Origin of the sequence: uncultured Psychroserpens sp. (assembly GCF_947501425.1) — a bacterium.
Classification (GTDB): domain Bacteria; phylum Bacteroidota; class Bacteroidia; order Flavobacteriales; family Flavobacteriaceae; genus Psychroserpens.
In genome coordinates, this window is sequence record NZ_CANMVN010000005.1 from 212,025 (window position 1) to 227,838 (window position 15,814).

General features: G+C 34.5%; 12 protein-coding genes. All 12 read left to right on the forward strand.

Features of this window, described 5'->3' with window-relative positions:
- The first annotated feature begins 36 nt into the window (after positions 1–36).
- The 12 genes from uvrA to Q0951_RS09485 all read left to right on the forward strand — a co-directional run bounded on the left by uvrA (position 37) and on the right by Q0951_RS09485 (position 15,801).
- The gene (uvrA, locus tag Q0951_RS09430; protein WP_299336469.1) at positions 37–2,868 is read left to right on the forward strand and encodes an excinuclease ABC subunit UvrA; all 2,832 of its coding nucleotides are present in this window, start codon (positions 37–39) and stop codon (positions 2,866–2,868) included.
- Between the two features lie 32 nt (positions 2,869–2,900).
- Positions 2,901–3,590, forward strand: a complete 690-nt coding sequence (locus Q0951_RS09435) for a TIGR00730 family Rossman fold protein (RefSeq protein WP_299336335.1) — start codon at positions 2,901–2,903, stop codon at positions 3,588–3,590.
- A gap of 45 nt (positions 3,591–3,635) precedes the next feature.
- A complete protein-coding gene (locus Q0951_RS09440) occupies positions 3,636–4,904 on the forward strand; it encodes a T9SS type A sorting domain-containing protein (RefSeq protein WP_299336336.1) in 1,269 nt (422 codons plus the stop codon).
- Entirely contained in the window at positions 4,901–7,741 is a 2,841-nt protein-coding gene (locus Q0951_RS09445; RefSeq protein ID WP_299336337.1) for a metalloprotease, read from the forward strand. The genes Q0951_RS09440 and Q0951_RS09445 overlap by 4 nt, the downstream gene beginning before the upstream one ends.
- A 152-nt stretch (positions 7,742–7,893) precedes the next feature.
- Positions 7,894–10,305 (forward strand): thiamine pyrophosphate-dependent enzyme, encoded by a 2,412-nt coding sequence (locus tag Q0951_RS09450; RefSeq protein WP_299336338.1) that lies wholly within the window; start codon positions 7,894–7,896, stop codon positions 10,303–10,305.
- Positions 10,306–10,436: 131 nt separating this feature from the next.
- Entirely contained in the window at positions 10,437–11,291 is an 855-nt protein-coding gene (gene ppk2 / locus Q0951_RS09455) for a polyphosphate kinase 2 (RefSeq protein WP_299336339.1), read from the forward strand.
- A gap of 15 nt (positions 11,292–11,306) precedes the next feature.
- Positions 11,307–12,119 (forward strand): polyphosphate kinase 2, encoded by an 813-nt coding sequence (gene ppk2, locus Q0951_RS09460; protein ID WP_299336340.1) that lies wholly within the window; start codon positions 11,307–11,309, stop codon positions 12,117–12,119.
- 116 nt (positions 12,120–12,235) lie between these two features.
- A complete protein-coding gene (locus Q0951_RS09465; protein ID WP_299336341.1) occupies positions 12,236–13,408 on the forward strand; it encodes an AraC family transcriptional regulator in 1,173 nt (390 codons plus the stop codon).
- Positions 13,409–13,507: 99 nt separating this feature from the next.
- Positions 13,508–14,023, forward strand: coding sequence for a DoxX family protein (locus tag Q0951_RS09470; RefSeq protein ID WP_299336342.1), 516 nt, complete (start codon positions 13,508–13,510; stop codon positions 14,021–14,023).
- A gap of 1 nt (position 14,024) precedes the next feature.
- A complete protein-coding gene (locus tag Q0951_RS09475) occupies positions 14,025–14,510 on the forward strand; it encodes a hypothetical protein (protein ID WP_299336343.1) in 486 nt (161 codons plus the stop codon).
- 3 nt (positions 14,511–14,513) lie between these two features.
- Positions 14,514–14,900, forward strand: coding sequence for a hypothetical protein (locus tag Q0951_RS09480; protein WP_299336344.1), 387 nt, complete (start codon positions 14,514–14,516; stop codon positions 14,898–14,900).
- Positions 14,901–14,904: 4 nt separating this feature from the next.
- Complete coding sequence (locus tag Q0951_RS09485) at positions 14,905–15,801, forward strand: DUF2807 domain-containing protein (protein ID WP_299336345.1); 897 nt, start codon at positions 14,905–14,907, stop codon at positions 15,799–15,801.
- Positions 15,802–15,814: the final 13 nt, after the last annotated feature.

Consider the following 15,814-nt stretch of genomic DNA (forward strand, 5'->3'; position numbering starts at 1 on the left):
ACTTTGCTAACAAAACAAGCAATTTCAGTAGTATTTATGAGTGATTTTAACGACGCTATTGAGGTCAAAGGTGCCAGAGTACATAACCTCAAAAATATTGATGTAACTATTCCAAGAGAACAATTAGTAGTCATTACTGGGTTATCTGGAAGTGGTAAATCATCATTAGCGTTTGATACCATTTATGCTGAAGGTCAACGTCGTTATATAGAAACGTTTTCTGCTTATGCACGTCAATTTCTTGGTGGATTAGAACGTCCTGACGTTGATAAGATCGATGGACTCTCTCCTGTAATTGCTATAGAGCAAAAAACAACCAGCAAGTCGCCACGCTCTACTGTTGGTACCATCACTGAAATTTATGATTTTTTGAGGCTGCTTTATGCTCGTGCTAGTGATGCTTATAGTTACAACACTGGAGAGAAAATGGTGAGTTATAGTGATGAGCAAATAAAAGAACTTATTAAAGAGAGTTACAAAGGAAAACGTATAAATATCCTCTCTCCTATCATTCGTTCTCGCAAAGGACATTATCGCGAATTGTTTGAGCAAATTGCTAAGCAAGGTTTTGTTAAGGTGAGAACTGATGGTGAAGTCCGTGACCTGGTTAAAGGCATGAAACTGGATCGTTACAAAACTCATGATATAGAAATTGTAATTGACCGACTCAAAATTGATGATACAGCCGACAATGACAAACGGCTTTCTGAAACCATAAACACAGCAATGTATCATGGTGATGATGTATTAATGGTTTTAGATCACGACACAGACGAAGCACGCTATTTTAGTCGAAATCTAATGTGTCCGTCTTCTGGAATTTCTTATCCAAACCCAGAGCCTAATAACTTCTCATTCAATTCGCCAAAAGGCGCTTGCCCAACATGTAACGGCATTGGAACTTTGTATCAGGTGAATGAAAATAAGATTATTCCAGATGATACACTATCTATAAAATCTGGAGCTCTAGCACCTCACGGACCACAAAAGAACAGTTGGATCTTCAAACAATTTGAAACCATTGCACAACGCTTTAATTTCAGTTTGAGTGATCCGTTTAAAGACATTCCTGAGGAAGCCAGACAAATGATTATGTATGGTGGAAATGATAAATTTTCAGTAGAGAGTAAAACGCTTGGTGTAACTCGAGACTATAAAATTGATTTTGAAGGTGTTGCTAACTTTATTGAAAGTCAGTACAAAAATGCTGAAACCACCTCATTAAAGCGATGGGCTAAAGATTACATGGACAAAGTTGAGTGTCCAACCTGTCATGGTTCTAGGCTTAGAAAAGAATCGCTATATTTTAAAGTTAACGGACTAAATATTGCTGAATTAGCTCATAAAGATATTGTTGATTTGGCTGCGTGGTTTCAAAACCTAGAAACAGAATTAAGTGAAAAGCAATTTAAAATTGCTGAAGAGATCTTAAAGGAAATCAAAGCAAGACTACAATTCTTGTTAGATGTTGGATTAGATTATTTATCGCTTAACAGAAGTTCTAAATCCTTATCTGGTGGTGAAGCCCAACGTATAAGATTAGCCACTCAAATTGGTTCGCAATTGGTTGGTGTGCTTTACATTTTAGACGAACCCAGTATTGGTCTACATCAGCGTGATAATGAAAAACTCATTAATTCTCTGGTATCTCTTCGAGACATTGGAAATTCGGTCATTGTAGTTGAGCACGATAAGGATATGATAGAACGTGCAGATTATGTGATTGATATTGGTCCGAAAGCTGGGAAATACGGTGGAGAGATCATTAGTATTGGGAGTCCGGAAGAACTCCTAACACACGATACCTTAACAGCCGATTACCTCAACGGAAAAAAAGAAATCCCTGTTCCGGAAAAGCGTCGCAAGGGCAATGGCAAAAAAATTATACTCAAAGGCTGTACTGGGAATAACTTAAAAAACGTGTCAGTTGAATTTCCGTTAGGAAAAATGATTGGTGTTACTGGAGTTTCAGGTAGCGGAAAATCTACACTCATCAATGAGACACTTTATCCTATAATGAATGCACACTACTTTAACGGTGTTAAACAACCAATGCCATACAAAAGCATCAAAGGTTTAGAACATTGCGATAAAGTCATTGATATCAACCAATCACCTATTGGACGCACTCCACGTAGTAATCCTGCTACCTATACAGGAACCTTTAGTGAAATACGAAGTTTGTTTGCTAAAATTCCTGAGGCGATGATACGTGGATACAAACCAGGTCGCTTTAGTTTTAATGTAAAAGGCGGACGTTGTGAAACCTGTCAAGGTGGAGGATTACGAGTTATTGAAATGAATTTTCTTCCAGATGTTTATGTAGAGTGTGAAACCTGCCAAGGAAAACGTTTCAATAGAGAAACACTAGAAATTAGATACAAAGGGAAATCGATAAGCGATGTCTTGAATATGACCATTTCCGAAGCAGTAGACTTTTTTGAGCACATTCCGAAGATTCATAAAAAACTAAAAACAATCAAAGATGTTGGTTTAGGGTATATTACATTGGGTCAGCAAAGCACCACACTTTCTGGTGGAGAAGCACAGCGTATTAAACTGGCAACCGAGTTGAGTAAACGCGATACAGGAAATACCTTTTACATTTTAGATGAACCTACAACAGGTTTACATTTTGAAGACATTAGAGTTTTAATGTTAGTATTGAATAAACTCGTAGACAAAGGAAACACAGTGCTAATCATTGAGCATAACCTCGATGTAATCAAAATGGCTGACTATATCATTGATATTGGATATGAAGGTGGTCAAGGAGGTGGAAAGGTAGTAGCTAAAGGCGCTCCAGAAGAGATCATAAAAGATAAAAAGAGTTACACCGCTAAATTTCTTAAAAAAGAATTAAATTAGCAGGTTGACAAAAAATTAAAGTTTTAGAATATATGAGAAAAGAACTAAACCATAAAGGTTGGAATGAGATTAAAACAAACGACTCTTGGGCTATTTTTAAAATCATGGGTGAATTCGTAAATGGTTACGAAAAACTTAGTAAAATTGGTCCTTGTGTCTCTATTTTTGGTTCTGCGAGAACAAAACCAGATCATAAATATTATAAATTAGCTGAGGAAGTCGCTTCCAAGATTGTAGACCATGGTTATGGTGTGATTACAGGTGGAGGACCTGGTATCATGGAAGCTGGTAATAAAGGTGCTCATATCGCTGGAGGAACTTCGGTTGGATTGAATATTGAATTACCTTTTGAACAACACGACAACCCTTACATTGACAATGATAAGAGTCTTGATTTTGATTACTTTTTTGTGAGAAAAGTTATGTTTGTAAAATACTCACAAGGATTTGTTGTCATGCCAGGAGGTTTTGGAACGTTAGATGAGCTTTTTGAGGCCATCACATTAATTCAAACCAATAAAATTGAGAAATTCCCAATCATTTTGGTTGGTACCGAATTTTGGGATGGACTTATGGACTGGGTAAAGAAGACTTTGCTTGAAGCCAACAATAACATTAGTGCTAAAGATTTAGACTTAATTCATGTGGTGGACACTGCAGATGATGTCATCAATATCTTAGACAAATTCTACAAGGAATACGGCTTGAGTCCTAATTTCTAGTAGACACAGAATTTACATATTAAACATAATTTCAAGATTACCGCTATGATTAAGAAATTACATCTTATTGCTATTGCATGTGCTTTAATGTTTCAATCACTTTATGCACAAGAAAACTTTAAACTCATGTTCTACAATGTGCTAAATTTTCCTCTAGAAAATGCAGTACCAAACCGATTACAATATCTAGAATTGGTTTTAGATGATTATAGACCTGATATTTTTATGGTTTGCGAATTAAATAATGAAGCTGGAGCAAATACTATTTTGAGTTCTCTGCAATTTTTAAATCCTGATTATCAAAGTGCAGCTTTTGAGCTCAATACTTCTGATGATACTGGGAGTAATCAAAATGATTTACAACAACTCATCTACTATGACAGCTCTAAGTTTATTTTAGAAAGCCAGACCATTGTCACTACAATTTTTAGAGATTTTAATCATTATAAATTGAAACTTAACAGCATCAATCAAGATACCAATCCTGTAGTTTTGGATGTGATTGTATGCCACCTTAAAGCATCTCAGGGTATAGACAATCAAGCCTTCCGCTTGCAAATGGTAGAAGACCTTACAACCTACCTCAATACTTTCCCGGCAACTAGTAATATAGTACTTGCTGGTGATTTAAATGTGTATACTAATTCTGAACCAGCATTTCAGGAATTAATCGATACCGATAATGACAACACCATTAAATTTGTAGATCCTGCAGACAGAATTGGAAGCTGGCATAATAATCCGAATTTTATTGATGTTATGACACAATCTACAAGAACACAAACCGGATTAGGTGGCAGCACAGGAGGATTTGATGACCGTTTTGATTTTATTATGACATCATCGTCCATGATATCTAATCCAGAATTGTCGTTTGTTTCAAACAGCTATGATGTTTATGGAAATAATGAAAACTTTCAATGTTATAACAGAGAAATAAACTCAAGTGATTGTGCTGGAACCGATTTTTCTTTTACTATTAGGGATGCGCTTTACAATTTTAGTGATCATCTTCCCGTTACTTTAGAGCTGCAAACCAATCAATCGTTAAGTATTGATGACTTTTTAGTTGCTGATAGCATCTCCATTTTAGGCACAAATATTGTTGATGATATTTTAAAACTCAAGGTTGATGACCGTTTACAAAATAACCTTTCCCTCGCGATATATAATAGCTTAGGGCAAGTGATAAAAACCGTTGATGTAAATAATACGTTAATACATATAGATGCCTCTCAATTGACAAGCGGCATGTATTACATAACAAACTCGAAATTTCAGTTTAAACCTTTAAAATTTATAGTTGCGCATTGAAACTAAAATCTGTTTTATTTATTAACCTCTTTCTTTGGAGTAGCTTTACTGTTATAGGTCAGAATAGTATTGATCTAAAAGCTGCTTTAGATGTCAATAACAAAACAATAAAGATTAATCAGCGTATCCTATATAAAAACGAAAGCAATGATACGCTAACCACTATTTATTTAAACGATTGGAATAACTCATATTCTACAAAAAAAACACCTTTAGCACAACGATTTACTGAGGAGTTTAATGATAAATTCCACTTTGCAAAAAGCGAACAACGAGGTTACACTGTTGTTACAAAAATTGATGATAAGAATTCTAATAGTTTAAATTTCACCTATGTTGAAAACCATCCTGATGTTATTAAAGTAGAATTACAATCACCATTATTACCAAATGCCTTTTATGATATCAGTCTAACTTATGATGTGATCTTGCCCGATGATAACTTTACAGGTTATGGTATTAGTCCGCAAAAAGATTTCAATCTCAAGTATTGGTACATTACACCTTCGGTTTATGACGGAACATGGAATTATTACAGCAACAAGAATTTGGATGATATTTTTATACCGAAATCAGACATAACACTTCAAATCGAATTTCCGCTGAACTATCAGTTAATATCAGAGCTTAACACAGCAGATATTAAGCAAACAATTGACAGACAGACCTTCTTTTTGTACGGAAAAGATCGCGTAGACACCAAATTGATATTGACCAAGTTTTCAGATTTCAAATTTGTTCAGACCGACGATTTTACAATTTATTCTAACCTATCTAGTGGTGGTATTCCTTCCGAAGAAAAAGCGCTGATAACTGATAAAATTACACGTTTTATTACTAAACATCTTGGTGAATATCCGCACGAACGCTTACTAATTACCAGAAACGATTATAAGAAGGATCCACTTTACGGATTAAATCAACTGCCAGATTTTATCTTGCCTTTCCAAGATAATTTCCAGTATGAACTCAAGCTTTTAAAAACTGCGCTTAATAATTACCTGGAGAATACATTGCTCATTAACCCAAGAAAAGATTATTGGCTACGCGATGGAATTCAGATTTATTACCTAATGAAATATGTGGAAAGTTATTATCCAGACACAAAGCTTTTGGGAAAGCTGGCAAATGTTTGGGGAATTCGTTCATTTCATGCTGCCGATTTGGCTTATAACGATCAGTTCAATTTGTTTTACATGCAAATGGTAAGAACCAATCGTGATCAACCATTGACCACTTCAAAAGATTCATTATTAAAATTTAATGCCAATATTGCTGGAAAATATAAAGCAGGTCTTGGTCTGCGTTACCTTGACGATTTTATCAATTCTGATATTTTAGAATCTACAATCTCTGAATATTTAAAAACCAATCAGCTTAAAATAACAAATTCTAATCGTTTTGAAGATCTGTTAAAATCTAAGACTACTAAAGATATCAATTGGTTTTTTAAAGACTATGTCGATTCCAGAAAGAAGATTGATTTCAAAATAAAAACCATTGAAAAGACTGAAGATTCAATCACAATAACAATTAAAAACAAACGACATAACAATATGCCTGTTTCGTTATTTACATTGAATAAAGATTCTATTTTATCTAAGTCCTGGATACAAAATATTGATGAATCCAAAACCTTGACCATAGCCAGAGATAGCTTAGATAAGTTAGCACTTAATTACGATAATCGCATACCAGAATTCAATTTGCGTGATAATTATAAATCCTTGAAAGGATCATTTATCACCAACAAACCTTTACAATTTAGATTGTTTAAAGACATCGAAGACCCATATTACAATCAGATCTTTATCATGCCTCAGGTTGAGTTTAGAAACATTTATGATGGCTTAACTTTAGGTGCTAAATTTTATAACAAATCTGTTTTAAGAAAACGCTTAAATTATAGATTTTCCCCTGTATATGCTACGAAATCCAAATCAATCACTGGGAGTAGTAATGTTTTCTATACACATAATATTGAAGGCATGGATCTTTTTAATGTAACCTACGGTCTTATTGCAAAATATAATTCATTTGCTGAGGACTCGTTTGTTACTATATTAACACCAAGTCTTTCATTTACGTTTAGAGAGAATGACGATTTCAGATCAGATAAAACGCGATTTTTAAATCTGAGATATGTCAGTATATCCCGAGAAGTTGGTGAGAATGCCATCATTGAAGATCTCTTGGAACCTGATTACAGCGTATTGAACTTAAGATATATAAGTTCAAACCCAGGACTTGTTAATTTTAACCGTTGGTATTACGATCTTCAGTTTGCTAGTAACTTCGGAAAACTATCGGTTAATTACGAATACAGAAAGCTTTCAGAACGCAACAGACAATTTAATCTTCGTCTTTTTGCAGGTACGTTCTTATACAATAAAACCAATCCTGAATCTGATTATTTTAGTTTTGCTTTAGATAGACCAACAGATTATTTATTTGACTATAATTATTTAGGCCGCTCGGAATCATCAGGAATATTTAGTCAGCAAATCATTATTGCAGAAGGAGGATTTAAGTCAAGATTAGAAACACCTTTCGCAAATCAATGGATGACCACTGCTAATGTAAGTACAACGATTTGGAAATACATTGAAGCTTATGGCGATGTTGGTTTGGTAAAAAATAAAGGATTCAACCCTGCTTTTGTATATGACTCTGGAATAAAAGTAGACTTGGTAACCGACTTTTTTGAATTGTATTTCCCTGTCTATTCTAACTTAGGGTGGGAAATTGGACAACCCAATTACGATCAAAGAATTAGAATAAAATTTACTGTAGACCCACAGGTGCTTTTAGGTCTGTTCCGAAGAAAATGGTATTAACATATTCTTAACCAAACTGCATTTTCTTTGTGTTTTTTAATGATTATTCAAAAAATATATCTATATTTTATTAAATTCATAATATTATAACAATCTGCATCGTTGTAATATTAGCAAAGTTTCGTTAAATTTGCAGGATATAATTTACAGCTATGCCAACAAAAACAAAAGCAAAAACAGATATGACTTTTGAAGACTTCAAAAGTGAAGTCTTAAACGATTATAAAATTGCAGTCACTAGTAGAGAATGCAGTTTATTAGGTCGACGTGAAGTTCTTACTGGCAAAGCTAAGTTTGGGATTTTTGGAGATGGTAAAGAAGTGCCTCAATTGGCTTGGGCAAAGGCATTCAAGAATGGTGATTTTCGTTCAGGATATTACAGAGACCAAACTTTAATGATGGCTATAGACCAGCTAAATATTCAACAATTCTTTGCAGGTTTATATGCCCATACTTCAATCGAAGCAGATCCAATGAGTGCAGGCCGTCAAATGGGTGGGCATTTCGGAACACATAGCCTTGATGATAATGGAGAATGGAAAAACCTTACTGAGCAAAAGAATTCAAGTGCAGATATTTCCCCTACTGCCGGACAAATGCCAAGACTTCTTGGGCTGGCTCAGGCCTCAAAAATATATAGAAATGTTCATGGAATTGATGCTGAAAAGTTCTCAGTTAAAGGTAATGAAATTGCCTGGGGAACTATTGGTAACGCAAGTACCAGTGAAGGTTTATTCTTTGAAACTATAAATGCTGCTGGCGTTTTACAAGTCCCAATGGTAATTAGTATATGGGATGATGAATATGGAATTTCTGTACACGCAAAGCACCAAACAACAAAAGAAAACATCTCAGAAATCTTAAAAGGATTGCAACGAGATGAAGATAATAATGGTTACGAAATATTAAAAGTCAAGGGATGGGACTACTCTGCCTTAATCGAAACCTATCAAAAAGCCGAGAAAATAGCTCGCGAGGAACACGTACCTGTCATGGTGCATGTTGTAGAACTTACACAACCTCAAGGGCACTCAACATCTGGTTCACATGAACGCTACAAAAGTAAAGAGCGTCTGGAATGGGAAGCCAAGTTTGATTGTATTGCTCAAATGCGTTTATGGATGATTAGCAATAATATTGCTACTGAAGATGAGCTCAATGCTCTTGAAAAGACAATAAAAAAACAAGTAAGAGACGGAAAAAAAGCCGCATGGAATGCCTACCTGGCTCCTATTCTTGAAGAGCAAAAGCAAGTCTTAGAACTTATCTCAAAAGTTGCTGAGAGCAGTGCCAATAAAGTATTCATTACTAAGATTATCAATGATCTAAAAGACATAAAAGAGCCAATAAGAAAAGATGTATTATCAGCTGCAAGAAAAACTTTACGTTATCTTGTTGGTGAAGAATCAAATGAAAAAGTAAGACTCCAAGACTGGATCAATCAGTACATTGAAGATGTGCAACCAAAATATAGTTCGCATTTACATAGTACTTCAAGGCAATCTGCTCTTAATATTTCTGAAGTTGAACCAACCTATGATGACAATTCTGAAGTTGTAGATGCCAGACTAATCTTAAGAGATAACTTTGATGCTATTTTCAATAACTATCCTGAAGCACTAATTTTTGGTGAAGATTCTGGAAATATTGGAGATGTAAATCAAGGGTTAGAAGGTTTACAGGAAAAATATGGCGAACTCAGAGTTGCAGATGCAGGAATTAGAGAAGCTACTATTTTAGGTCAAGGTATTGGTATGGCTATGCGTGGTCTTCGTCCAATAGCAGAAATTCAATACTTAGATTACATCTTATACGCTTTGCAGATCATGAGTGATGATCTTGCAACATTGCAATACAGAACAAGAGGAAAACAAAAAGCTCCATTAATAGTAAGAACACGTGGTCACAGACTAGAAGGAATATGGCATTCGGGTTCACAATTAGGTGGAATCATAAATCTTGTAAGAGGCATTCATGTTCTAGTACCAAGAAATATGACTAAAGCTGCTGGCTTTTACAATACACTTCTAGAAAGTGATGAGCCTGCTTTAATTATAGAGTGTTTAAATGGTTACCGTTTAAAAGAGAAAATGCCAAACAACATTGGTGAATTTAAAACACCACTTGGTGTCGTTGAAACAGTTAAAGAGGGGAATGATATTACTTTAGTCTCCTATGGTTCTACATTGAGAATTGTTGAACAAACAGCTAAAGAACTATTAGAAGTTGGTATTGATGCCGAAGTTATAGATGTACAATCCTTATTACCATTTGATATCAATCATGATATTGTAAAGAGTGTCGCTAATACTAATCGTCTCATGGTGATTGATGAAGATGTTCCAGGAGGAGCTTCAGCATATATCTTAAATGAGATTGTTAATACACAAAATGCTTTTCAATATTTAGATAGTCAACCTAAAACTCTGGCCGCAAAACCTCATCGTCCAGCGTATGGAACTGATGGTGATTATTTCTCTAAACCTTCAGCAGAAGATATTTTTGAAGCTGTTTATGAGGTAATGCATGAGGTTAGCCCTTCAGATTTTCCGAAGTTAAGGTAGACCATTTTGTTGTTTAAAATACATCAAACCTCTCATAATATTGGGAGGTTTCTTCATTTTAGGTGACATAAGTCATATTATTTTAGCGTTGTATTTATTAATTTTAGTATGTACAATCAATCCATATCTATATGATTACAGAAGAGGTGTTACATTCACTTAAAACCAACACAGATTTAATTAATTACTTAAATACACATAAGGCAGATAATCCTATTTATCAATCTGTCTTGGATAAACATGCCTATGAGCAAGAATTACTGCCACTTCAAGCTGAGTTGGTCGATTTTCAAAGATGGGTACAAAAAGAAAATAAAAAGATCGCTATCATTTTTGAGGGAAGAGATGCTTCGGGAAAAGGAGGGACAATCAAACGTTTTAAAGAACATCTTAATCCTAGAGCTATGCGCATTGTAGCGTTAAATAAGCCTACCGAAGTTGAAAAAAACCAATGGTATTTTAATCGGTATATTAAGGAGCTTCCTAATGCAGGTGAAATTGTATTTTTCGATAGAAGTTGGTACAACAGAGCTGTAGTAGAACCTGTGATGGGGTTTTGCAACAAACAACAATACAATCGATTTATGATTCAGGTACCTGAATTTGAAAACATGCTATATGAATCTGGTACAACCATCATTAAGTTTTGGTTTTCAGTATCTAAAGAAGAGCAGCAACGTCGTTTTGAAAAACGATTGAACAATCCGTTAAAAAAATGGAAATTTAGTCCAGTTGATGAAAAAGGACAAGAGCTTTGGGATGACTTTACAATATATAAAAACCAGATGTTTTCAAGAACACACAACTCGTTCTCTCCATGGGTAGTCATCAAATCTAATGACAAAAAACGAGCGCGTTTAGAAAGTATAAAATATGTGCTTAGTCTTTTTGATTATGACAACAAAGGAAGAAATTGTAAAACCATTTTACCAGATCCAAATGTTGTTCAGCGCTATTTCAGAAACACAATTCAACTTGACCAATAACTAAACGCACTAAAAATGATGACTGATAAAAACGTATCTATAATAAATTCAAAAAAAGGACTTGAGGCCTTGTTACGTCAAAATCGATTGGACACAAAAAAAGCAATTCGTAATGTAAAATATGAGAAACGCCTTGCCAAACTTCAGGAGGAAATGTTAATTCTGCAGCAATGGGTAGCTAGCAACAATAAAAAAGTAGTGATTCTCTTTGAAGGACGTGATGCTGCAGGAAAAGGTGGTGCCATTAGACGGATTATTCAACATTTGCCGCCTCGTGCAATTCGTGTTGTTGCCTTACCTAAACCCAATGAGACAGAACTAGGACAATGGTATTTCCAACGTTATATTAATCGTTTACCAAACAATGGAGAAATCGTGTTTTTTGACAGAAGTTGGTATAACCGAGCTGTGGTAGAACCTGTAAATGGATTTTGCACCAAAAAAGAATATGAGATCTTTATGGGACAAGTCAATGAGTTTGAAAAAATGATTCAGGATTCTGGAATTTACTTACTCAAGCTTTATTTTTCAATTACAAAGACAGAACAAGAGCGACGTTTTAAAGACATTATAAGTTCTCCGATAAAGAAATGGAAATATAGTGATGTAGATAGAAGGGCCTTAACACTTTGGGACGAATATACAAACTTTAAAGAGGCTATGTTCGATAAAACTCAGGAGCATGCGCCTTGGAAAGTAATCAAAGCCAATCGAAAAACCAGTGCGAGGATCAATGCTTTTGAATACATTTTAAAACGTATTCCTTATGAAGTTAAAGATTTAGAAACCATACGACATAAATCTCTGCGTACAATACTTAATGAGTAAGTAATAAGTCCTATCCAATACTTATAGATTTTAGCTGGTATAATAACAAAATGAGACCTATTGGTTTTCAAAAACTGCAATAAATCTCTTACATTTAGATTTTAAATCTAAGTATAATGTTTCCAGATTTTAACCGTTGGAGTCTTCCTTTATTAATTCTTGTAACTCAAGGACTAATATTTGCATTTCTACTACTGTCACGATATAGCCGAAAACGGAATATCTCAGACTTATTTTTAGGTGTGATTTTATTACTCACTAGCTACAGTCAGATTTGTTATACTGTAGGTTTTATGGGATGGTATAATGAATTCCGAACTACTAAAATCAATTATTTTCTTATCAATATTGGCATAGCTTTGGCTCCTCTGATTTACCTCTATGTAAAATCTATTACGACTTCAAATTTTAAATTTAAAAAAACCTTTTGGTGGCATTTTGCCCTTGCGTTTTTAGTCATAGCTTATCGCATAGTTATTTATACTTACGATGCTATGCAGCCTGGTTTTACAGAAACTCAAAATGGTGTTTTAAAAATAGATCTAGATGAAGCCTATGTGCAATCCATTATGAGCTATATAGAAACACCATTCATGCTGATTTATTTAGCTTTTACATTTCAGTTGTTTTACAGTTATCGCAAAAAGATTATACAGTATTTTTCTAATACTTATAAACTGGAACTCAACTGGATCTTAAGTTTTTTAATTCTTTTTAGCATGTCTTTTCTGTACGGAACTATTCAGGATATTGTTGGTTCGCGCTTTATGGATTTAGGATATCAGCAGCGTTGGTGGCTTAACTTATTTGTAGCTATAATTACTCTGTATGTTGGTATAAGAGGTTATTTTACAGACACCACCAAACTTAACAAACTCGATTTTAGTTTTTCACCTAAAACCATAGGTATTCCTGAAACGTCTGAAGCCTTATCTCCAAAATCATATTCAGAGATTGAGCTTAACTCTGTTAAGCAATTAATGGACATTAAAAAAGCTTATTTAAACCCAGAACTTAATTTATCAGATCTGGCTAAAATGGCAAATATGACACGTGGGCAACTTTCAGAAATCATCAACTCAGGTTTTGGCAAGAACTTTAATGATTTTGTAAACGAATATCGTGTAGAAGCATTCAAAAATATGCTTAAGGAAGACAAACATAAACAACTCTCACTACTAGGTATTGCTCAGGAATGTGGTTTTAATAGTAAAGCTACATTTAATCGTGTATTTAAAAAACTAACAAGCTACTCTCCTACCGAATATTTAAAATCTCAATTAAACTAAGACGTCTCAAATCGTATTTAGGACGCTCTAATACGTTATAAGTCGTCCAACCAGGGATGATATTGCAAATTTGTGCCATCAAACCAATACACTGCAATTATGATGTCACGACTTAAATCTATTTTACGTTGTTTAATCCAACCAAGAGTTCAAAGCCATTGGACATCCGATTTGATTTTAGCCATTCCAAGGGTCTTATGTGGATTCTGGTTAACAACCATGTTTGGAGCAGATAAATTTGGAATGCCATGGACTGCAGAGAGTCAAAATCTAAATCTATTTGAAGTCTCTGCATGGTTTCCTGAGGATGTCGCTGGTTATGGTGGTCTCTTTGCTACTGCTCCAGTATTCTTTGCATGGATGGGAGCGTTCAGCGAAGCTGTAGGCGGCCTGTTTCTTATGCTAGGTCTAAAGACTCGTGTAGCATCATTTCTAATCATGTGCACAATGCTCGTTGCCATTTTTATGCAAAAATGGAATCAAGGATTATGGGGAATATTACCTGCCATGGGATTTCTTTGGGTAGCCATCTACAATCTGGTACTTGGCTCAGGGAGATTTGGACTAGACTTTCTTGTCAGCAAAAAACTAAACAAAAATCTTAAAATCAAATAACATGAAAACACTAATAACTACACTTATCGCTGTACTTATGACTATTGTAAGTAATGCTCAGGAACCTTTACATATTTCAAACTTTAATATGCTTAATAACACAAGTTGGGAAGGACAACTTACCTATAAAGACTATCAGTCTGGAAATCAAAGGTCTGTTGATACTAAAATGCAAATCGAAATTAAAGGAGACAGGCTAATAACTAATATTCAGTACACCTATGAACCCAAAAAGAACAATTCGTCTTCTGTGAAACTCAAAAAGAATGGAACTTACTTCGGAAATGAGCGGATCATAAGCAATACTCTAGACAATGGAATTCGCACATTTATTACCACCTATAAAGGAAGAGACAATGGTAAAAAAGCAACGATGTATATCACTCATCAATTCTCACAACACGCTTACAAAGTAACCAAAGAGGTACAGTATGATCATTCGAATGAACGCTTTATTAGAAACACATATCAATATTTAAAACTATAAATTATGAGATCTATAAAACATATAATCGGCATCTTAGCCATATTCACTTTCACTAGCTGTGTACAGGAGACTCATTTAAAAACCATCACTTTCAAAGTTGATATGCGAAGCATAGAAAACCCGACAAATGTTGGTATTCGAGGAAATTTCACAGACAACCCATGGAACGATACTGCGCCTCTAACAGATGAGAATAATGATGGTATTTATGAAGGCACCTTTTCTCAAAAAACGGCAATCAACCAAATTCAATTCAAATTTGTAAATCAACTTACAGATTATGAATTACCTGACTCTGATAATCGTATCATAACATTTGAATACAAACCTGAAACTATCATCTATGAAACTACATTTAATTCATTTGAATCAAAAATTACAAAACAATAATACCATGAAAAAACTAACACTAATACTACTGTTTATTGGAATAACTGGAGTAGCACAAATTAAAGGAAACGGAAATATTGAGACCAGATCATTTGATGTTCAAGATCTTGAACATATAAAAATCAACCTATATGCAAAAGTAACCATTGATCAATCTGCTGCGGAAGGTATGAGTATAACAACCGACAGTAACCTTTTTGATCTCATTACAACATCCATTGATAATGGCGTATTACATCTCGACCAAAAAGAATGGATCTCTGCCTCGCAAAACATCATTATAACCATTGGCGCTCCAAAATTAAAACGTGTAGAATCTGGCACACATGATCTTACTAAAATTATCAATGTAGACAATGAAATCTTACAAATTAATGCTCCCATTGGGAAGCTAATTATTGAGGGTAAAACACAAGAGCTAAGAATTGGCAGTGAATTGGCTACAATAGATGCCTCAAATATCATTACTGAAAATGCCTATGTCAATCTTTGGAGCTACGGAAAAGTAACTGTTAACGTAAAAAACATACTTTGGGCAGATGTTTCTAATAATGGGGAATTAATCTATGTAGAGAAACCAAAAAAACTTCAGACTAAAACGAAAAAAGGCGGACTCATATATGCTTTAAGTGAAGCCAAAACAATGAAAACTACTGAAGCAACTTATATTAAGTTCAAGATCAAAAACAATTCAGCAAACAGGAATCAATTCTATGTGGTTGGTCCAAAACCAGATGGATCTAAATTTAGCTACGGATTTCCAATGATGCCATATGCTAAACGGCAAGAGAACTGGACTGTAGGCACAAAGGTTTACAAGGTCAATAGTTTGGGATTTAAAAACCTCTTAGTAACGATTTCCGAAGACAACGAAAACCAAACCATCAATCTCTTTCATTAGGTAACACTTATTT